Below are 20,829 nucleotides of genomic sequence, written 5' to 3'. Positions count from 1 at the left end.
CAATCATAAAGGAGAAAAACTATGAAACCAATTTTAGTATTTCAGACAGATTTTACTTACAAAGAAGGAGCAGTCAGTTCCATGTACGGCGTGGTGAAGTGTGTGGACCGTGAACTGGAGATCATGGACGGCACCCATGAACTTCCGCAGTATGACACCTGGAGCGCCAGCTACCGCTTATATCAGAGCCTTCAGTTCTGGCCGGAAGGAACCGTTTACGTGTCTGTCGTGGATCCTGGAGTAGGAACGAAGCGCCGCGCCTGTGTGGCAAAGACTGTTGACGGATACTATATCGTAACGCCGGATAATGGTTCTCTGACACATGTAAAGAAGATGATCGGCATCGAAGCGGTGCGTGAGATCGACGAGACAGTAAACCGTCTGAGAGGAAAAGGCACGGAAGGCGTTGCCATCTTCCACGGCCGTGATTTATTCGGCTATACAGCGGCTCGTCTGGCCAGCGGAATCATCGATTTTGAGGGCGTAGGACCGGAATACCCGGTGGAGGAGATCGTGGAGCACCCGATTTTGGAACCGGAGATTACAGAAGGAAAGGCCTGCGGCGTATTCGAAATCAATGATCCTAACTTTGGAAACTTATGGACGAACATCAGACTGGAAGACTTTAACCGCGCGGGATTTGCTTACGGTGACTATGTCAATGTAACGGTAAAGCATGACGGAGAGGTGGCTTTCCAGCAGAAGGTATTATTCCATCAGAGCTTTGGTTTCGCTGAAAAGGGCGATCCGATGATTTATAACAATGAGCTTATGAAGGTGTCTCTGGCCGTCAGCCAGGGAAGCTTCTGTGACAAGTATAATCTGGGTTACGGGCCAGAATGGACGGTTGAGTTTACAAAGTAGAATTTACTTGACAAATTATGGGAATTTGAGTAGTCTTAACTCGTAATCTACCAACCAAAGGAGGGTAATCATGAAAAAGTTATTTGAGTTCAAAACAAAGACCATCGTTGCAACCGGACTTGGCGCGGCTTTATTCACCCTGTTATTTATGTACGTGAAGATTCCGACCGGAATTCCGGAAACCGACATTCAGACCGCATACGGCATCGGCGCGTTTTTCGCCGCGCTGTTCGGACCGATCGCAGGCGGACTGATTGCATTCATCGGACATGCGCTGTCTGACGGTATTCAGTATGGGTCTATATGGTGGAGCTGGGTAGTTGCCAGCGGCATTTCCTGCTTCATTATCGGTCTCGTATATCCGAAGCTTCATGTGGAAGACGGTGAATTTGGAAAGAAGGATATCGTTCTTTTCAACATTTACCAGATTATCGGCAACTTTGTTGCGTGGGTTATCGTAGCTCCGCTTCTGGATGTTGTAGTCTATGCAGAGCCGGCAAACCTGGTCGTGACACAGGGCGTCGTAGCTGCTATCAGCAATGCGATTTCTGCAGGCGTCATCGGTTCGATCCTGCTGGTACTCTACAGCAAGACACGTTCCAAGAAGGGCAGCCTGACAAAGGAATAAATCAGTATATAAGGAACCGCCGCCGGCAGGCAAGACCTGCAGGCGGCGGTTCCTTCGTTATTCACGCATTACTCGTCAAACAGCTTTGAATAGATATCTTCACACAGCGCATCCACGTAAGACTGGTTGGGAAGGTCCTTCGAGGTAATGAGGAGGTCAGAAATAAGCTCGAACCGCTTGAGATTCCTCTCATCCTCGCCCAAATCAGAAAAATCAGCATCGAGCCGCCCGTCAATATCTTCTCTGCGGTAGGCAGAGAGGAACCAGGAGATCAGCTCCTCCGTCTGTTTTTCTTCTTCCTCAATCTCACTGGCCATGCCCTTGGCGGAACGGAATGTCAGGATGGCGATGACCAGACAGCCAATTCCCATGACGGTCAGTGTACCCTGAATCAGGTACTTGGAAAAGCCCGCCATCGGCATGTCGAAAATGCCTGCCCAGCATAAGACGGCAAAGACGGTGATGGCTCCTCCAACCAGTAAAAATGCGGAGGCGCTGGATTTACGGTCTTCGTATTTCTGAGATTTCTTCACGTAGGCAGCGGGCGGGCGCACCGGCTTTTCCGCCTTTGGCATCGCCCCGGATGCCTCTCCGGAGGCCTCGCTGTTCATGTCTTCCTGCATCAGGGCGTCCGGCGCTTCCTCCAGCGCCGCCTTCTGCATGGCGAGGGCTTCCTCCTTTGATTCAAACAGAGGACCGCCGCAGTCGGAACAGACGGTAACTCCTTTGATAAATTCCATGTCACATTTAGGACAGTATGGCATGACGTTCTCCTTTGCATATGGTAATATAGGTAAATTATACCTCTCAATCACAATTTCGTCTATGAAGAAATGAAAATAGAAAAAAGTAAGGGCGTTTTATGCTTCCCTTTCTGAGCAAAATACGATAGAATAGAGAAAGACATATTAGGAAGGGTTTCAGATGAGTATTAGGATCAGGTTTGCGTTAAGGCCAAAGAACCGGCTGACCGGCTACCGTGAATGGACGCCGGATGCAGCGGAGACGATGATTAGGGAACTGGCTGGAGAGCAGGGCTATACATGCGAGTCTCTATCCGGATGTCTGCTTTGCAGGCTCTGTCCAGAGGGCTATATATGGTTCCACTGGGATAAACGGGTCCTTAAGGGGGAGTCCCAGACCAACATCGTGGGGCCCGGCTTTCATGTGGCTGTCATAGCATTTTTAGAGCAGCTGGCCGGGCAAGGAAAATTAAAATTAAAAGTTGATGACAAGACGGGCTATTACTGGAGAAGAGATTTTCTGACTATGCGGAGAAAGTATTTCTATCAGTGGTTTATGGATCTGATGAAACTGGTGTCCGGATGGGAGAATGGGCCGGAATATACATTTTGCTGGCCTTCCAGCTACTATATACCGGAGAAGCAGGAAGGAAAGCTGATTACACATATCCGCCCTTTTTCGTTTATGGAAATTCGCGGAGTCGTGAATTCAGGACTCAGTATGGCATTTGCCAGGGATTTTTTTATTTGGAATGAGATTGAAAAGGATGCCGTTTACTACAGAAACTGCGCACTGGTGCTTTTAAATCAGAGCTGCTTTTTTATGCCCTCCAGCAGGTGTGAGACGGATAAGAAGGTCAATGACAGGATTATCGAGTGCCTGGAAAAGGCGCTGGCCATGGATTCCAGTCTGCCGTTTCCATTAAAAGAATATCTGGAGATATGCCGCCTTGCAGAGCATGAACCAGTGGATGTAAGCCATGCGGAGCCGCTTTCGAGAGAGCTTTTCGTGGGCTGCCGGAGACATCTCATTTACCGGAAGCTGGGCAATATGAAATTCTGCCTGCCGGGATCTTTCATGTTCGATGAAAACTGCCGCAACGGCATGGATCATTACTACGACGGCGTGGAATACGGCGGTCATGATCTCTACATTTACGCGGTGGTCTTAGGTACAGGCGGCACATCCAAATTTAAAAAAGCATGGTTCGAACAGGGGACGCCGGAAGAGGAGTTCCTGTTTGATGTGGATAAAGGAAAGGGAAAAGCGGTCTTTTATGCGCCCGAAGAGAAGGACGGAGAGATGGTTTACAACATGTCCGCCCAGGTTCTCTACAAAGAACAGAGAACCAATATCAACATAACCTGCAGGAAGCCCGGGGAGATGGAGTGGGCTCTTGATCTGGTGAAAAAGATTACAATAACGGAATAGAGGATTTTATGGAACAGAAAGAGATGAAAACGGGAACACTCTTAAAACGGTTTGTTCCCTATTATAAGAAATACACACGGATTATGGTGTTTGACCTGCTGTGCGCCTCGCTGACCACGGTCTGTGAGCTGATCCTGCCGCTGATCCTGCGCTATATCACCAATCAGGGACTGAAGGATCTGGCCTCACTGACCGTTCAGACGATTGTGGGCATCGGTGTACTCTACTTTGCCCTCCGGATTGTGGACGGTCTGGCCAGCTTCTATATGGCGTACACAGGCCATGTGATGGGTGCCGCCATTGAGACGGATATGCGTCAGGATGCATTTGAACATCTGCAGAAGTTGTCGGATAATTATTTCAACAATACGAAGGTGGGACAGATCATGGCCAGGATCACCAGCGATTTGTTCGATGTGACCGAGTTCGCCCACCATTGTCCGGAAGAGTTTTTTATCGCCTTTTTGAAGACCGTTGTGTCCTTTGTCATACTGGCGGGAATCAATCTTCCCCTGACGGTGATCATATTTGTGTTTATCCCCGTGATGGCGGTCTCCTGCTCCTACTTCAACATTCAGGTGAAGAGGGCATTCAAGAAACAGCGTAACCATATAGGTGAGCTGAACGCCAGAATCGAGGACAGCTTACTCGGCAACAAGGTGGTCCGCGCCTTTGCCAACGAGGGTGTCGAGATCGAGAAGTTCAATCGCGACAATCAGGAATTTTTAAATATCAAGCGCCAGACCTATAAGTATATGGCGGCGTTCCAGAATACCATCCGCATGTTTGACGGACTGATGTACGTGGTAGTCATCGTTGCGGGCGGCATCTTTATGATTAAGGGGCTTATCGATCCCGGCGATTTAGTGGCCTATACCATGTATGTGACGACGCTTCTGGCGACAATCCGCAGAATTATCGAATTTGCGGAGCAGTTTCAGAGGGGAATGACGGGAATCGAGCGTTTCACGGAGCTGATGGACGCGTCGGTGGATATTTTCGATGAGGAAGGGGCGGTTCCCTTACGGGATGTACACGGAAGCATTACCTTTGACCGTGTGTCCTTTGAATATCCGGATGATCATAATCCGGTCCTTTCGAATATCGATTTAAAGATCAGGCCGGGGGAGAAGGTTGCCCTGGTGGGGCCGTCGGGCGGCGGAAAGACGACGCTGTGCAATCTGATCCCGCGTTTTTACGATCCTACCGAGGGACGGATTCTGCTGGACGGACAGGATATTAAGAATGTAACGCTGCAGAGCCTTCGCGGAAGCGTCGGCGTCGTGCAGCAGGATGTGTACTTATTCTCGGGTACGGTTTATGAGAACATCGAGTACGGCCATCCGGGTGCCTCCAGGGAAGAAATCCTTGCGGCGGCGAAGATGGCGGGAGCCCATGAATTCATCATGGGGCTGAAGGACGGCTACGACACGTATGTGGGCGAGCGCGGTGTGAAGCTTTCAGGCGGCCAGAAGCAGCGGATCAGCATAGCGAGGGTATTTTTAAAGAATCCGCCCGTCCTGATTCTGGATGAGGCCACATCTGCCCTGGACAACGAGAGCGAACATCTGGTATCGCAGTCTCTGGAACGTCTGGCGGCGGGCAGGACAACCCTTACGATTGCACACAGGCTGACAACCATCCGGAATGCGGACAGAATCCTTGTCCTGTCCGGCAGTAATATTATAGAAGAAGGAAATCACGAGGAACTGATTAAGAAGCAGGGAATCTATTACCAGCTGTACACCTCCGCAGGCGAAGCGGAGCAGAATTAGTGCGGTCCAGCGTATTTACGCCGGAAGGCACCAGTGCAGAATTCATCGGAACTTATGCAATGCTGTACTAGATGGAAAATGAAGGAGAATAGCAGATGAGAGTAGCGATTGTTACGGACAGTAACAGCGGAATTACACAGGAGCAGGGAAGACAGGCGGGAATCAATGTGGTTCCGATGCCCTTTATGATGGCTGGAGAGACGTATTTTGAGGATATCAGCCTTACACAGAAATCCTTTTATGAGAGGCTGGCGGAGGGCGCGGATATCTCCACGTCACAGCCGTCACCCGCGTCTCTGATCGACTTATGGAACGAGTTGTTAAAGGATCACGACTCTGTGATTCACATTCCCATGTCCAGCGGCTTAAGCAGCTCCTGCGAGACGGCCCACGCGCTGGCTGCCGACTTCGGCGGAAAGGTGCTGGTGGTCAATAACCAGAGAATTTCTGTTACACAGCGGCAGTCCGTTCTCGAGGCGAAGGCCATGGCGGATCAGGGAATGAGCGCGGAAGAGATTAAGAAGGTGCTGGAAGAGACGGCCTTCGATTCTACCATCTACATTACGGTGGACACCCTGGAGTATTTAAAAAAGGGCGGCCGGATTACGCCGGCAGCGGCACTGCTGGGAACATTTTTGAAGATTAAGCCAGTTTTGACGATTCAGGGAGAAAAACTGGATGCATTTGCCAAGGCGAGAACCATGAAGCAGGCGAAGAGTATGATGGTTACAGCCATTAAGAAGGATTTGGAGGAGCGCTTTTCCGATCCGGAGGGCGCGGCTGTCCATATGGCGGTGGCCCATACGGATAATGAGACGGCAGCTCTTGAATTTAAAAAGGAACTGATGGAGCTGTTCCCGAAGACCGGCGATATCTACGTGGACCACTTATCCTTAAGCGTGTCCTGCCACATCGGACCGGGAGCGCTGGCCGTCGCCTGTACGAAGAAGCTGTCTCTATGAGCGGAACAGACCGGGAGGTGTGCTTAAGATGTTCTTCCAGGTAAAACCGATTAAACTGAAACACACCGTAAGCTTAAGGCTGGTGCTGATCCTGTTCTTCCTGATCATCGGTCTGGCTCCCATGCTGATCCAGAATAAGATCATGCTGGGAACCTACAGGCAGAACCAGATCGACGCGCGGATACAGGATATTCAGAACCAGTGCTCGATCCTGAGCAATAAGATGACGCGGGGCGGCTACCTGGTGAATGAACCCAGGGATACGCTGTTAGACAATGAGATGTCCGTGAAAGCAGACATGTTCAATGGAAGAATTGTCATTGTCAATAAGAATTTCCGGATTGTTTCCGATACATTTTCATTGTCTCTTGGCAAGCTGAACGTATCGGAGGAGGTGATCCGATGCTTCAACGGGGAGAACAGCAGCAAGTATAATTCGGATAAGAATTACGCGGCTCTGACGATCCCGGTTTACTCCAACAGCGAGGACAAGGTAATCGACGGTGTCATGATCGTGACGGCGTCCACCGAGGATCTGCTGACGCGGCTGTCCTCCGTGTCGGAAAAGGGCAGCTTCCTGCACCTCATGATATTTTCCATCCTGGCGATTCTCGTCGTGCTTCTCGTCAAGCTTCTGATGAACCCGTTTAAGGAGCTGCAGTGGAAGCTGAAACGGGTGGAGGAAGGCAACTTGGATGAGGAACTCTCCTCCAACGCATATACGGAGACGCGGCAGATCACGGAATCGATCAGCAAGACGCTGAAAAAACTAAAGGCGGTGGACCAGTCGAGGGAAGAATTCGTATCGAATGTATCCCATGAGCTGAAGACGCCCATCACCTCCATCCGTGTTCTGGCAGATTCCCTGATGAGTATGGATGACGTACCGGTGGAGCTGTACCGGGAATTTATGACGGATATCTCGGACGAGATTGACCGGGAGAGCAAGATTATCGACGACCTTCTGTCTCTGGTCCGCATGGACAAGACGGCGGGGGCCGAGTTAAACATTGCGCAGGTGAATGTCAACGGCCTGCTGGAGCTGATTTTAAAGAGACTCCGTCCGATCGCCGGAAAACGCAATGTGGAGCTGACCTTTGAGAGCATCCGTGAGGTGACGGCGGACGTGGACGAGGTAAAACTGTCCCTGGCTCTCAACAATCTGGTGGAAAACGCCATTAAATATAACGTGGAAGGCGGATGGGTGCGCGTCACTCTCGACGCGGATCACAAGTTTTTTTACGTCAAGGTGGCAGACTCCGGAATCGGCATATCGGAGGAATTCCAGGAGCACATATTTGAACGATTTTACCGCGTGGACAAGGCACGTTCCAGGGAGACCGGGGGTACCGGCCTGGGCCTCGCCATCACGAAGAATATTATCCTGATGCATCAGGGAGCGATCCGGCTTACCAGCAAGGAAGGCGAGGGAACCACGTTTACCGTGAGAATCCCGCTCACCTATATTCCATAGAAACAGGAGGACGTAATTTATGAAACGATGGATATACAGTCTGCTCCTCCTGGTGCTTCTTGTCGTTCTGGCAGGCTGCCAGAGGAGAGACGGGAATGAGGAACAGACGGAGGAAGTGTACCAGATCTACTATATGAATTCCTCCATGACGAGGCTGGAACCACAGGACTATACGATGCCGCAGATGCCGGCGGATGGGACGGCCACAGAGGCGGACTGGAAGATCACCAATCTGATGGAGCAGCTTAAGACGGTGCCGCAGGATTTAGACCGCCAGTCGGCTGTCCCGGATAAAGTGGGATTTGAACGGTATAAGCTGGAGGATACGGTACTCTACCTCTATTTTGACAACAATTACGCCATGATGAATCCGACGAGGGAGATCTTATGCAGGGCCGCTCTCGTGCGGACACTGACCCAGGCGGAGGGCGTGGACTACGTGGCTATCTATACGGCGGAGCAGCCTTTGATGGACAGCACCGGCGTGCCGGTGGGCGCCATGACAGGAGCCGATTTTATCGATAATATCAGTAATGTCAACGCGTTTGAAAAGACGGAGCTGACCCTGTATTTTGCAGACAGCACCGGAGAAAAGCTGGTGAAAGAGCAGCGGGAGGTCGTACATAACGTGACCACATCACTGGAGAAGCTGGTGGTGGAACAGCTGATCGCCGGGCCGGACAGGCCGGGAATAGGCGCGACGCTTCCAAAGGATACGAAGCTGTTAAATGTATCGGTCAATGAAAACGTCTGTTATTTGAATTTTGACGCATCATTTTTAAATAATTCGCTGGATGTTAAGGAATATATCCCAGTCTATTCCATTGTGAATTCTCTGGCTGCCGTTTCATCTGTCAATAAAGTGCAGATCGCGGTCAATGGTTCCCAGGAGGTGATGTTCCGGGATTCCATATCCTTAAACCAGCTGTTTGAACGCAACTTGGATTACAACGCGGAGAACGAAGACAGTCCGCAGTAAACAGGAGGAAAGTATTTATAAAACGTCCATTATGTCTGATAGCAGGGGGATTCGTACTTGGAGAGACCGTCGTTCTGCTTTCTCTGACATCGGGACTTCTGATTCCGGCGATTTCAGCGCTTCTGGCGCTTCTGGCGGCGGGAACAGGTGCAGTATGCAAAAAAAGGAGGAGCAAAGGTGCCGTGTGGCTGCCTGTGTTCCTCCTTTTTGTGCTGCTCGGAATGGGGCGGGCAGGGGATACGAAGCAGAAATGGGAGGCGCGGGAACGGGCCTGTATGGAGATGGCTGGCATTTATTCGGAACTGCATGGACGGGTGAGCGCAGTGGAGGAGTCTGAGGGAAAGGTACAGATTACGCTTGAGGAAAATGTGGTGCGGCCGCTGGCTGGGGGCGGAGAGGGCCGGTCCTTCAGCATGAGCCGGCAGATTCCTTGTGTACTGATATCGTGGAAAACGGATGCGACGGAAGATATGCCGGACGCCCGGGACTTTAAGATTGGCAGTAATGTTACTGTGAGAGGTAAGCTGGAGTTATTTGCACGCGCCAGGAATCCGGGAGAGTTTGATTCCAGGAGTTATTACCGCGGACAGGGAGTGGACTGCCGTATGTATGGGGAAGAAGTGGAGATTTCAGGAGGAGATGTCTCCCCGCTTCCGGAGCTTTTGCGGCAAATCCGGGAAAAGGCGAAGCAGAATATTATGAGATCTGCGGCGGCGGAAGACGCGGGTATCTTTTCTGCGGCCGTTTTGGGGGATAAGAAAGCGCTGGACAGCGAGATTAAGGATTTATATCAGAAGAATGGTATCGCTCATCTGCTGGCCATCAGCGGCCTTCACTTATCAATTATCGGAATGGGAGGATATAAGCTGTTAAGAAAAGCCGGTTTAGGCTATAAAGGAGCCGGACTGGCCGGAACTGCTTTTATCTTCTGCTACGGTGCGATGACCAGCGGGTCACCTTCCGTGGTGCGGGCCGTCGTCATGATGAGTACCGGTTTCCTGGCTTCTTATCTGGGAAGGACCTACGATCTCCTGTCGGCGCTGTCCCTGGCGCTTCTGATGCTGGTATGGGAAACGCCGGAGCTTTTGACGCAGGGAGGTGTTCAACTGTCGTTCGGCGCTGTCTTTGCCGTGGGAGGCATGCTTCCTGTTATTCAGGATTATCTGGGGAAGGAACGAAAGATTCTGGGCGCGCTGATGGTGAGTGCTGCAATTCAGCTGGTGACGCTCCCGGTAATTCTGTGGGATTTCTTTCAGTTCCCTGTTTACGGAATTTTCCTGAATCTGCTGGTGATCCCGCTGATGGGAGGCGTCATATGCTCCGGGATCGGGACGGCTCTGCTGGGCGGGATTTCCTGTAAGGCGGGTGCGCTGGCTGCGGGAACCGGTCACTATATACTGCAGTTTTATGAATGGCTCTGCCATGGGACGGAACGCCTCCCGTATCATACGCTGGTGATGGGAAGGCCGGCTGCTGCGGCTGTGATTCTTTACTATATGGTGCTGCTGGTGGCGCTGATCGGGATGAAGAGAGCGGTAGGGAAGAGAGCAGAGGTCGAAAAATCCCGCCCAATATGGCTGAGAACAGTCCTGTTTTTCTGTATCTGCGTATTTCTGCCCTGTATTCTGATGCCGCGCCCTGTTGACGGGATGGAGATTCTGTTTCTGGACGTGGGACAGGGGGATGGAATTCTGCTTCGTTCCGGCCGCGGCGCCATGCTGATAGATGGGGGGAGTACTTCGGAGAAGAAGCTGGGAGAGTACCGGCTGGAGCCGTGTCTGAAGAGCTGTGGGGTATCGGTGATTGAGTATGCCTTTGTCAGTCATGGCGACCTGGACCATATAAGCGGTGTTCGCTATCTTCTGGAGTCCTGTGAGGAGATCGAGATACGCAATTTGCTTCTGCCCTGCCAGGGAAGGGAAGATGATGCGCTCCTAAGCCTTGCTGAACTGGCCAGGGCCAGGGGGACAAAAGTATCATTGATTGAAGCTGGAGAAAGCTTTTATATGGAAGGGATCGGCGTGACCTGTCTCTATCCGGGAATTTCTGATCTGCCTGCGGATAAGAACGAGGAGTCCGAGGTATTGAAGGTGGACTATGGAAACTGCCATATTTTATTTACCGGAGATATGAGCGGCGAGGGAGAACTGCGGCTTTTGTCTGCCTTATCCGAAAAACCGGGCGTACTTTCGGAGATTCAGATATTGAAGACCGCTCACCATGGTTCCCGGTTTTCTTCCGGAGAGACATTTTTAGACGCCCTGGGCGTTAATTGGGCGGTGATTTCCTATGCGGAAGGGAATTCCTACGGCCATCCTCATAAGGAGGTGCTGGAACGTCTGGATGACCGAAGCGTGAAAATCTATGGAACGGCGGAAAGGGGAGCGATTACGATGAAGACGGATGGGAAAATGGTGAGGTGGAAGGCGTTTTTGGATTGAGAGCGGTTTTTGTTCGTTGACGCATCGGAATTCCCTTAGTATAATGGTATAGTGTCTCCCAGCGTATATATGCTGGGAGGCACTAGTGACGAAAGGCAGGTAGAGAGGAAAGACATCATGCAGAATCTCACTCAGGATATTAAAAATCATAGCTTCAAACCGGTGTATTTGCTGTACGGCGATGAGGCATTTTTAAAAAACAGCTATAAAAACCAGATGAGAACCGCCATATCCGGCGATGATACCATGAATTATAACTATTTCGAGGGGAAGGGACTGGATTTGAATGAACTCATCAGCCTTGCAGACACAATGCCTTTCTTCTCGGAAAAACGTCTGATTATGGTCGAGGATAGTGGATTCTTCAAGGGTGCATCAGATGAGCTGGTCGCTTATTTGCCCCAGATGCCGGATACGACCTGCATCATTTTTGTGGAATCTGAAGTGGACAAGCGCAGCCGGATGTTCAAAAAGGTGAAGGAAATCGGCTATGCGGCGGAGATGGCCAGACAGGATTTTGCGCAGCTTTCCAGGTGGGCAGGAGGAATTCTGGCCAGAGAGGGGAAGAAGATTACCGGGCGCACCATGGAGCTTCTTTTAAATATGACCGGAGATGATATGGAAAATATCCGGATGGAGCTGGAAAAACTGGTAAGCTTCACTATGGGGCGCGACGTGATTACGGACGAGGATGTGGAAGCGATCTGTACGGTTCGTGTGACCAATAAGATATTTGATATGGTGACAGCCATTGTGAACCGTCAAACGAAAAAGGCCATGGATTTGTACGAAGATTTACTTACGCTCAAGGAACCGCCGATGAGAATTATGTTTCTGATTGCCAGACAGTTTAATCAGATTCTGCAGGTGAAGGAACTGATGGCAAAGGGAATGGATAAAGGGGCCATTGCTTCCCGAATCAAGGTGCCGCCGTTTGTGGCAGGCAAGATGATGCCCCAGGCCAAGACATTTACGCGGGAGCAGATCCTGTCCTGTGTGACTCAGTGCGTGGAAGCGGAAGAAGCGGTGAAGACCGGGCGGCTGAATGACCGGATGGCGGTCGAACTGCTGATTACAAGAAAATTTTAAGACGTTGAGAAGTCTTTATGGCAGAGTAAAAAAGAAAAAAAGGAAGGAAGATACCGTTGATGGTAAGCTTCCTTCCTTTTTCTATACAAATTCAGATATTGAATTTTATTGTATCTGAAAACATGCCATATAACGCTGGCCTGCCTGTTCCCAATTTATTACATGGAATAAATCGTCGATATAGTCGGCTCTGAGATTATAGTGCTTTAAATAGTAGGCGTGCTCCCAGACATCGAGATTGAAGACGGGGCATAAGCCCAGTGGGAGCGGAGTATCCTGATTTTTCGTGGTAGTAATCATGAGAGAACCATCTGCGGCGACTACCAGCCAGGCGTATCCGGAGCCGAAGACGGATAACGCAGCCTCCTTAAACTTCTTTAAAAAGGCGTCGAGACTTCCGTATTCCCTGCGGATGGCATCGGCCAGTGCACCGGTTGGCATTTGGTTCGAAGCGGGAGCCAGGCCGGTAAAGTAGAGCAGGTGGTTGTAAACTCCGCCGCCGTTATTTCGTACCGCTGTCTGGATCTCCTCAGGAAGGCTGGCAATATTGTAAATAAGCTGTTCCAGCGTCCAATTATGAAAACGGGAGTAATCGGCCAGCGCCTTGTTGAGATTGTCAACGTAAGTCTGAAGATGACGGTCGTGGTGAAGCTTCATGGTCTTTTCATCAATATAGGGTTCGAGTGCCTGATAGGCGTATGGCAGCGGGGGATTGGTGAATGGATAATGATAAGTAAGATTGGTCAAGGGTAACTTCCTTATGCGCTTTTTCTATCATATGCTGTCGGGAAGCGTGCCGTGAGAAGTGCTTTTCTTTTTTAAAGGGCGGAGGAGGAGAAGGATAACCTCCGCCCCTGGGGGGATGAGCTGCAAAATACAACTCACTTTAATAACGTATATAGTTTCTATTTGTGATGCATTTTTTTGAAATAGACAAAATGTTTTAAAAGTAGAGCAAGATTGTGATAAAATAGATTGAACTATAAGATAAATAAGGCGTTATAAGCCCTTTTCTCATGAGAGTGACCATTTTACCCGTGGGACCGGGCCGTTGCTCATGCCAGGCGCACAAGAATGGGCAAGAAGGTGTACAGCCCGGAAGGATGATCTGGCAACATATGGGGGCATTACTGGTTACGAATAATTTAAGACAGGGGAATCTCGTGGTACAGTGGACAGAATAATCACGACTTGTCACCTTTGTCCCCTCTCTGCATATAATAAATTATAATTTAACATATATAAAAAGGGGAAATAAATTATGTGTAATATATGTAGATGTCTCTGTGGTAACTGGTGTGGTTGTAGAAATAATAGCTGTAATAATAGCTGTAATAATAGCTGTAATAATTGCTGCAGATGCGTATGCAACAATCCCTGTGAAAATAATTGTAATAACAATTGGAATTGCAACTGCAGCAATAACAACAATAATTGCTGTTTCGATCCATGTGCCAGAGAAAGAAAAGAAGCTTATGAGGCCGGATTTAGAGACGGCTGTAACAATGCCTCCTGCAGGCAGGATAACTGTGGTTGCTAATGATATCTATAAAAAGGGCGGTCCGTTTGGGCCGCCTTAAGTATTCTTATATTTGTATTTGTGTTTGTATCAACCGTTTTCATGATAGAATGGTCTTCCCGCAGCCACACGTTTCCTTATAACAGTATTTACATCTGTTGATATCCGCATCGGGTGTGCAGATATTAGATATAAGCCAACTTAAATAAAAAAATGCCGCTGGCTGGAGTCAGTGGTCATATCTTTTAAATCGTTTTTCAAGCAGTCTGGTATCCATTCTTACGTGCCGGGCTATTAAAATATCTTATGCGCTTAAAAATAGAACATATGGAATTATATATCCTGTTTCTTCCTATTATAATTATTAGAATCTTTTTATAAACAACAACAAAGTAATAACAAATCAAAATATAATAAAACAAAAAAATCCCCATCCAGTGGGTTAAGCCGAACGGGGAATTCCTTTATTATCAGGTTTTTCTATGAATTAAGCCATTGCGTTAACAGCCTTAGAGATACGGGATACTTTTCTGGAAGCAGTATTCTTATGATATACTCCCTTAGTAGCAGCCTTATCGATTTCAGCGATTGCGCTTGTTAAACATGCCTGTGCAGCAGCCTTGTCACCGGCAGTAATAGCAGCGTCAACCTTCTTAATCGATGTTTTCACTCTGGATCTGATCGCTTTGTTTCTAGCAGCTTTAGTCTCGTTAACTAAAATTCTTTTTTTCGCGGATTTAATGTTAGCCAAATCTGTACACCTCCAATTTTAATTGATATATGGTTATTCTTTGTTTTGCATCAAAGCCTGGACACGGACAGTTCAATGTAAACATACCTTAGTATTTTAACGAATAAAGCTTCTATTGTCAATACATAATTCCTGATTTTTTGCAGAAAATACCAGAGAAAAGAAAAAAAGTCGCAGTTTATGCCCCGTCGGCACCTGCTGTCCGGTCTGCCCCGGCCGGGGCAGACCGGACAGCAGGTGCCGACGGGGCGTGATCTGTTAAAGAAAGGTGAGAAATATGGAAAATACATTCGAAGTTCGGACAGATCTTGCAGTAGAGGAGAAGGAAAGCTTTCCGGGAAATGGCGGAGAAATAAGTGGGGTATCCTTAAGAGAGTGGCATCGGGCGGACAGCCGGATCAAGATGACGGAAGTGAAAATACTGGATAAGAAGGGCGAAAAGGCCATGGGGAAACCGATGGGCTCCTATATAACACTGGAGGCTGACCAGTTATCCAGAAAAGATGAAAACTACCACAGAGAGGTCTCGGAAGAACTGGCACGGCAGATTGGGCAGCTTCTGGAGGGAGAAGACTACCGGGCCTCCGGCTTCCATGTTCTGGTGGTCGGCCTCGGCAACAGCTCTGTGACACCGGACTCTCTGGGGCCAAGAGTGCTTAACAATCTTCAGGTCACGAGACATTTGAAGGTGCAGTATGGGGATGAGTTCTGGAATGGGCGCAGTATGCCGGTCATCAGCGGTATTGTTCCAGGCGTCATGGCTCAGACCGGGATGGAGAGCGCGGAAATTTTAAAGGGGATTATTCATGAGACGAAGCCGAATCTGATTATTGCAATCGACGCGCTGGCAGCAAGGAGCGTGAAAAGGCTGGGAACCACCATTCAGCTGACCGATACGGGAATTCATCCGGGTTCCGGCGTTGGCAACCACCGTCACAGCTTAACAAAGGAAAGTCTGGGGATTCCGGTTATGGCGATCGGTGTTCCTACCGTGGTTGGAGCGGCAGCTATCGTTCATGACACCGTATCCGCCATGATTGCCGCCCTGTCTAAGGGGATGGAGACGAAAGGAATGGGGGATTTTGTGGGAAGCATGAGCTCTGACGAGCAGTATGATCTGATCCGGGAACTGCTGGAGCCGGAATTCGGCCCACTTTATGTGACTCCTCCGGATATTGATGAGACGGTTAAGGAATTGAGCTATACCATTTCCGAGGGAATTCATCTCGCTTTTATGGGAGAGGAAGAGGAGTAAGGGGTAAATGGTGATTTTCCTGCATAGTATATAAGCGAGGGACTTTTTTCTTTCCGGGGCGCCGTGAAAGAAATGCAGGAAGGTGTTTATGAAGGAGAAGGGCGGAAGGATTAACTGGCTCATCAGACATATGATGCTTATCACCGGCCTGGTACTTGCCGTCCTCCTCTTGATCAGGGGAGCAGCTGGAACCGGACGGGCGTCAGGCAGAGAGCGGCTTACTGCCTTGATAATTGGCCAGGCGGATACCGGGCTTGAGTGGATCTGGCGTATGAATTATCCGGCAGCCGGACGGGCAGAAGAAAATGAGACGAAAATGGTGAAAGCGGAAGAGGAAAGCATCAGCGGTCTTATCTGCCGCTTCATATTTGGGCAGTCACCCCTGTACCGGTATCTGGGCAGGGAAGAGGGCGGTGAAATAAACTACAAGGAAGAAGATCCGGCATTTGCAGGGTATCTGGAAAGCGGAAAATTCTATGAGGAACACCAATACCTGATGTATGACGGCGGTGAAGAGACCGGAGCCGGTACCATGGAGCAGGCCGGCACGACGGTGCTGGCCGCTAATGGCGATGGAGCCGCGGGAGACAGCGGAAATACAGGTAGTGGTGGAAACGCGGGAGACAGCGGAAATACAGGAAATGGCGAAAACACAGGTGTCAGCGAAAACGCGGGAATCAATGGAAACGCCGCAGCTCTCCCGAAAAAGGATGATAATATGACGTGTGCTGCCAGTGTCCTGCCTCTCATCGGCAAAACCTACAGGAAAGAGCAGCTGGCCGACTACGACTACATGATGAAGCATTTTTACAGCGTGCACACCTCGGCGACAGCGGGGCGTGATCTTATGAAGGCGGATGAATTTCTGGCAAAAGACTTTACGCTGGAGGGAAGTAACGACAAGCCGCAGATTTTAATTTACCATACCCATTCCCAGGAGGAATTCTCCGATTACGGGCCTGATAATAAGGAAGCAACCGTGATTGGGATCGGAAATTATCTGACGGAGCTTCTGACGGCCAAGGGATATCATGTAATCCATGACAAATCAGTCTATGACCTCCAGAACGGAAAGCTGGACCGGAATAAAGCGTATACATATGCCCTGGACGGAGTCACGAGGATTCTTCAGGAGAATCCCTCCATAGAGGTCATCCTGGATCTGCACCGGGATGGGGTCAATGAAAGCCTTCACATGGTCAATGAGGTGAATGGAAAACCGACGGCTCCTATCATGTTTTTCAATGGCGTCAGCCAGACTCCGGAGGGACCGATCGAGTATCTGCCCAATCCGTACCGGAGTGATAATCTGGCATTCAGTTTCCAGATGCAGCTGGATGCGGCGGCCTATTTCCCGGGACTGACCAGGAAAATTTATATCAAGGGTCTCCGGTATAATCTCCATCTCCGTCCGAGGTCCGTGTTAATTGAGGTCGGCGCACAGACAAATACATACCAGGAAGCACGAAATGCCATGGAACCGCTTGCGGAAGTTCTGAATATGGTGTTGCAAGGAAATTAAAAAAATGGTATATTTTTAAAGCAGGAACATCATTGCCGTGTCATTTTGTATTTGTATCATCAACTGCAGAAAAATGGAAAAGAGGAAAGTAAATGGCAACTGTTGACCAGAGTAAAATACGCAATTTTTGCATTATCGCCCATATTGATCATGGGAAGTCAACCCTTGCGGACAGAATCATAGAGAAGACCGGACTTTTGACAAGCCGGGAAATGCAGGCCCAGGTTTTAGACAACATGGATTTGGAGCGGGAACGCGGAATCACCATCAAGGCCCAGACCGTCCGTACCGTATACAAGGCGGAAGACGGAGAGGAATACATTTTCAATATGATCGATACGCCGGGGCATGTAGATTTTAACTATGAGGTGTCCCGGAGCCTGGCGGCCTGTGACGGCGCTGTGCTCGTGGTGGATTCATCTCAGGGAATCGAGGCCCAGACGCTGGCCAATGTCTATCTGGCGCTGGATCATGACCTGGACGTATTTCCGGTTCTGAATAAGATCGATTTACCGAGTGCGGAGCCGGAACGTGTGGTGGGAGAGATTGAGGATGTGATCGGAATCGAAGCCCAAGACGCTCCAAGGATCTCGGCTAAGACAGGCGAGAACATTGAGGAGGTTTTAGAGGCCATCGTGAAGAAGATTCCCGCACCCAGGGGGAATCCGGACGCACCGCTCCAGGCTCTGATCTTTGACTCTCTGTACGATTCCTACAAAGGCGTCATCGTATTCTGCCGTATCATGGAAGGCCGTGTGAAAAAGGGCGTCAGAATCCGTATGATGGCTACCGGAGCTGTGGAAGAGGTTGTGGAGGTCGGCTATTTCGGCGCGGGTCAGTTTATCCCCTGTGACGAACTGAGCGCGGGTATGGTTGGCTACGTGACAGCCAGTATCAAGAATGTGAAGGACACCGCCGTGGGTGATACGATTACGGACGCGGACAATCCCTGTGATAAGCCGCTTCCGGGTTATAAGAAAGTCACCTCCATGGTGTACTGCGGTATGTACCCGGCGGATGGCGCCAGATACAACGATTTAAGGGACGCGCTGGAGAAGCTTCAGCTTAATGATGCCTCCCTGTTCTTCGAGCCGGAGACGTCTCTGGCACTGGGCTTCGGCTTCCGGTGCGGTTTTCTGGGACTTCTGCATCTCGAGGTTATCCAGGAACGTCTGGAGAGAGAGTATAACCTGGACCTGGTAACCACGGCGCCCAGTGTTATTTACCGGGTCTATAAGAAGACCGGTGAGATGATACAGCTGACGAATCCGTCAAACCTCCCTGATCCGTCCGAAATCGAATACATGGAAGAGCCGATTGTCAGCGCGGAGATCATGGTGACCACCGAGTTTGTGGGAGCGATCATGAAGCTGTGCCAGGAGAGACGCGGCGTCTATCTGGGAATGGAATATATGGAAGCAACCCGTGCCCTTTTGAAGTACGAGCTTCCGCTCAATGAGATCATTTATGACTTCTTTGACGCTTTGAAATCACGTTCCAGAGGTTACGCCTCCTTCGATTACGACTTAAAGGGATACGAGCGTTCCGAACTGGTGAAACTGGATATCCTGGTGAATAAGGAAGAGGTGGATGCGCTGTCCTTTATCGTACACGCGGAATCCGCTTACGACCGGGGACGCCGGATGTGCGAAAAGCTGAAGGAGGAGATCCCGAGACAGCTGTTTGAGATTCCTATTCAGGCGGCCGTTGGAGGAAAGATTATTGCAAGAGAGACCGTCAAGGCCATGCGCAAGGATGTACTTGCCAAGTGCTACGGCGGTGACATAACCCGTAAGAAAAAACTCCTTGAAAAGCAGAAGGAAGGTAAAAAACGTATGCGCCAGATTGGTAACGTAGAGATACCACAGAAGGCATTTATGAGCGTACTGAAGTTAGATGATGAATAAAAAGAAATTGGAAATCTATGTGCACATTCCTTTCTGTGCAAAGAAATGCGCCTATTGCGATTTCCTGTCGTTTCCGGGTAATATGCGGATGCGCCGGGAGTATACGGACAAGCTGCTGGAAGAGATACGCATTCAGAGCAGCTTTGTACGGGAGTATCAGGTTGATACCATTTTTCTGGGAGGGGGAACGCCTTCTGTCCTGGATGTGACCGATATGACTGCCATCATGGGGACGCTTAAGGAACACTACGACATTGCGCCCGATGCGGAGATAACGATCGAGGTCAATCCGGGGACGGTGAAGATGGAAGGTCTCGTCGCCTACCGGGAAGCTGGAATCAACCGCGTCAGCATGGGACTTCAGTCGGCGGATGACACGGAGCTTCGCTATCTTGGGAGAATCCACACCTACGACGAATTCTTAAAGAGTTTCCAGAGGGTGCGCATGGCAGGATTTACGAACGTCAATGTGGACCTGATTTCCGCCATTCCGGGACAGACTCCGGAATCGTGGAGGAATACGCTGAAAAAGACGGCTATGCTGAAGCCGGAACACATATCTGCCTACAGTCTGATTGTAGAGGAAGGAACGCCTTTTTACGACCGTTACGGCGGCCATGTGGAGATGGAGAGCTATGAGATGTCTCCGGAGGAACGCCGCCGCTTAATGGCGCTTCCGGATCTTCCGGACGAGGATACCGAGCGGGAAATGTATTACATGACCAGGAACTGTCTGGCCGAACAGGGGTATGAGCGGTATGAGATATCCAACTATGCCAGACCCGGCTTCGAATGCCGCCACAATGTGGGATACTGGACCGGAACCGGGTATCTGGGACTGGGACTGGGGGCCTCCTCCTATTTGGAGGGATGCCGTTTCCACAACACGTCCGATTTCCAAAGCTACGTATCGGCCCATCTCGACGACGAGGCAGAGTTTTGTCAGGCACTCAGACAGGATATGGAGCAGCTGAGCGTAAAGTCCAAGATGGAAGAGTTCATGTTCCTGGGGCTTCGCCTGACACGGGGCGTATCGGCAGAAGGCTTTATCACCCGGTTCGGACAGAGTATACGAAACGTCTATGGCGGTGTGATCGACAAACTGGAGCGGGAGGGCCTGCTGGAACATAAAAACGGCTACTACCATCTGACCGAGCGGGGACTTGATTTGAGCAACTATGCGATGAGTTTGTTCCTGCTGGATTGATATGATTTTAATAATTATATAGAAGAGAAGAAAAACGCATAATTCGTTTTTTCTTCTCTTTTGTTATGTAAAAGCAAAATAATCCACCTTAATACAAAAAATATAGAGTATTTAATGCTTTGCTTTTAATTGTATAATTAATACAAAATTATAAACTGTGAAGTGTATAAAATTATAGCTAAATACTGTGAAAGGATGTGAGGCGCTAAAAGCCAGTAACGATAAGTTCAGGTTGAAAAGTTAAAAAACGTAAAGAAACGATGTTGTGAAATAAAGAAGGA

Annotated in this window: 17 protein-coding genes; 14 read left to right on the top strand and 3 right to left on the bottom strand. The window is 49.6% G+C overall.

What is annotated here, in order from left to right:
- Positions 1 to 21 precede the first annotated feature (21 nt).
- Together M1L66_RS25035 and M1L66_RS25030 are read left to right on the top strand one after the other, a co-directional pair.
- Positions 22 to 864 (top strand): SAM hydrolase/SAM-dependent halogenase family protein, encoded by an 843-nt coding sequence (locus M1L66_RS25035; RefSeq protein WP_002602454.1) that lies wholly within the window; start codon positions 22 to 24, stop codon positions 862 to 864.
- 70 nt (positions 865 to 934) lie between these two features.
- Complete coding sequence (locus M1L66_RS25030) at positions 935 to 1,492, top strand: ECF-type riboflavin transporter substrate-binding protein (protein ID WP_002602455.1); 558 nt, start codon at positions 935 to 937, stop codon at positions 1,490 to 1,492.
- Positions 1,493 to 1,560: 68 nt separating this feature from the next.
- Here the strand turns inward: M1L66_RS25030 and M1L66_RS25025 are convergent, their stop codons facing one another.
- Entirely contained in the window at positions 1,561 to 2,256 is a 696-nt protein-coding gene (locus tag M1L66_RS25025; RefSeq protein ID WP_187023153.1) for a hypothetical protein, read from the bottom strand.
- Positions 2,257 to 2,416: 160 nt separating this feature from the next.
- On the opposite strand from M1L66_RS25025, the gene M1L66_RS25020 reads away from it, so the two are divergent.
- The 7 genes from M1L66_RS25020 to holA all read left to right on the top strand — a co-directional run bounded on the left by M1L66_RS25020 (position 2,417) and on the right by holA (position 12,387).
- Positions 2,417 to 3,667: a hypothetical protein gene (locus M1L66_RS25020; protein WP_187023154.1), complete on the top strand. Its 1,251-nt coding sequence runs from the start codon at positions 2,417 to 2,419 to the stop codon at positions 3,665 to 3,667.
- 8 nt (positions 3,668 to 3,675) lie between these two features.
- Positions 3,676 to 5,442, top strand: coding sequence for an ABC transporter ATP-binding protein (locus M1L66_RS25015; RefSeq protein WP_187023155.1), 1,767 nt, complete (start codon positions 3,676 to 3,678; stop codon positions 5,440 to 5,442).
- A gap of 95 nt (positions 5,443 to 5,537) precedes the next feature.
- A complete protein-coding gene (locus M1L66_RS25010; protein ID WP_187023156.1) occupies positions 5,538 to 6,404 on the top strand; it encodes a DegV family protein in 867 nt (288 codons plus the stop codon).
- A 28-nt stretch (positions 6,405 to 6,432) separates the two neighbouring features.
- Positions 6,433 to 7,878: a sensor histidine kinase gene (locus M1L66_RS25005; RefSeq protein ID WP_002602460.1), complete on the top strand. Its 1,446-nt coding sequence runs from the start codon at positions 6,433 to 6,435 to the stop codon at positions 7,876 to 7,878.
- A gap of 19 nt (positions 7,879 to 7,897) precedes the next feature.
- Positions 7,898 to 8,857, top strand: a complete 960-nt coding sequence (locus M1L66_RS25000) for a GerMN domain-containing protein (protein ID WP_434688712.1) — start codon at positions 7,898 to 7,900, stop codon at positions 8,855 to 8,857.
- A 17-nt stretch (positions 8,858 to 8,874) separates the two neighbouring features.
- Entirely contained in the window at positions 8,875 to 11,298 is a 2,424-nt protein-coding gene (locus tag M1L66_RS24995; protein ID WP_434694324.1) for a DNA internalization-related competence protein ComEC/Rec2, read from the top strand.
- A 117-nt stretch (positions 11,299 to 11,415) separates the two neighbouring features.
- A complete protein-coding gene (gene holA, locus M1L66_RS24990; RefSeq protein WP_187023158.1) occupies positions 11,416 to 12,387 on the top strand; it encodes a DNA polymerase III subunit delta in 972 nt (323 codons plus the stop codon).
- Between the two features lie 105 nt (positions 12,388 to 12,492).
- On the opposite strand, the gene M1L66_RS24985 is transcribed toward holA, so the two are convergent.
- Positions 12,493 to 13,134, bottom strand: a complete 642-nt coding sequence (locus tag M1L66_RS24985) for a superoxide dismutase (RefSeq protein WP_187023159.1) — start codon at positions 13,132 to 13,134, stop codon at positions 12,493 to 12,495.
- 551 nt (positions 13,135 to 13,685) lie between these two features.
- On the opposite strand from M1L66_RS24985, the gene M1L66_RS24980 reads away from it, so the two are divergent.
- A complete protein-coding gene (locus M1L66_RS24980) occupies positions 13,686 to 13,967 on the top strand; it encodes a hypothetical protein (RefSeq protein WP_434688711.1) in 282 nt (93 codons plus the stop codon).
- Between the two features lie 426 nt (positions 13,968 to 14,393).
- On the opposite strand, the gene rpsT is transcribed toward M1L66_RS24980, so the two are convergent.
- Positions 14,394 to 14,657 (bottom strand): 30S ribosomal protein S20, encoded by a 264-nt coding sequence (rpsT, locus tag M1L66_RS24975; protein ID WP_055653999.1) that lies wholly within the window; start codon positions 14,655 to 14,657, stop codon positions 14,394 to 14,396.
- Between the two features lie 277 nt (positions 14,658 to 14,934).
- Between rpsT and gpr the strand changes: the two genes are divergently transcribed.
- The 4 genes from gpr to hemW all read left to right on the top strand — a co-directional run bounded on the left by gpr (position 14,935) and on the right by hemW (position 20,548).
- On the top strand, positions 14,935 to 15,912 hold the full coding sequence (gene gpr, locus M1L66_RS24970; RefSeq protein ID WP_055653997.1) for a GPR endopeptidase: 978 nt from the start codon (positions 14,935 to 14,937) through the stop codon (positions 15,910 to 15,912).
- Positions 15,913 to 16,000: 88 nt separating this feature from the next.
- Entirely contained in the window at positions 16,001 to 17,434 is a 1,434-nt protein-coding gene (gene spoIIP / locus M1L66_RS24965; RefSeq protein ID WP_187023161.1) for a stage II sporulation protein P, read from the top strand.
- Positions 17,435 to 17,526: 92 nt separating this feature from the next.
- Positions 17,527 to 19,341, top strand: coding sequence for a translation elongation factor 4 (gene lepA, locus M1L66_RS24960; RefSeq protein ID WP_187023162.1), 1,815 nt, complete (start codon positions 17,527 to 17,529; stop codon positions 19,339 to 19,341).
- Positions 19,331 to 20,548, top strand: a complete 1,218-nt coding sequence (hemW, locus tag M1L66_RS24955) for a radical SAM family heme chaperone HemW (RefSeq protein WP_187023163.1) — start codon at positions 19,331 to 19,333, stop codon at positions 20,546 to 20,548. The genes lepA and hemW overlap by 11 nt, the downstream gene beginning before the upstream one ends.
- The last annotated feature ends 281 nt before the right edge of the window (positions 20,549 to 20,829 follow it).

The organism is Hungatella sp. SB206 (assembly GCF_051132295.1).
In the GTDB taxonomy this organism is placed as follows: domain Bacteria; phylum Bacillota; class Clostridia; order Lachnospirales; family Lachnospiraceae; genus Hungatella; species Hungatella effluvii.
Note: the sequence above shows the minus strand (reverse complement) of the source record. Positions and strands in the feature narration are given on the sequence as shown.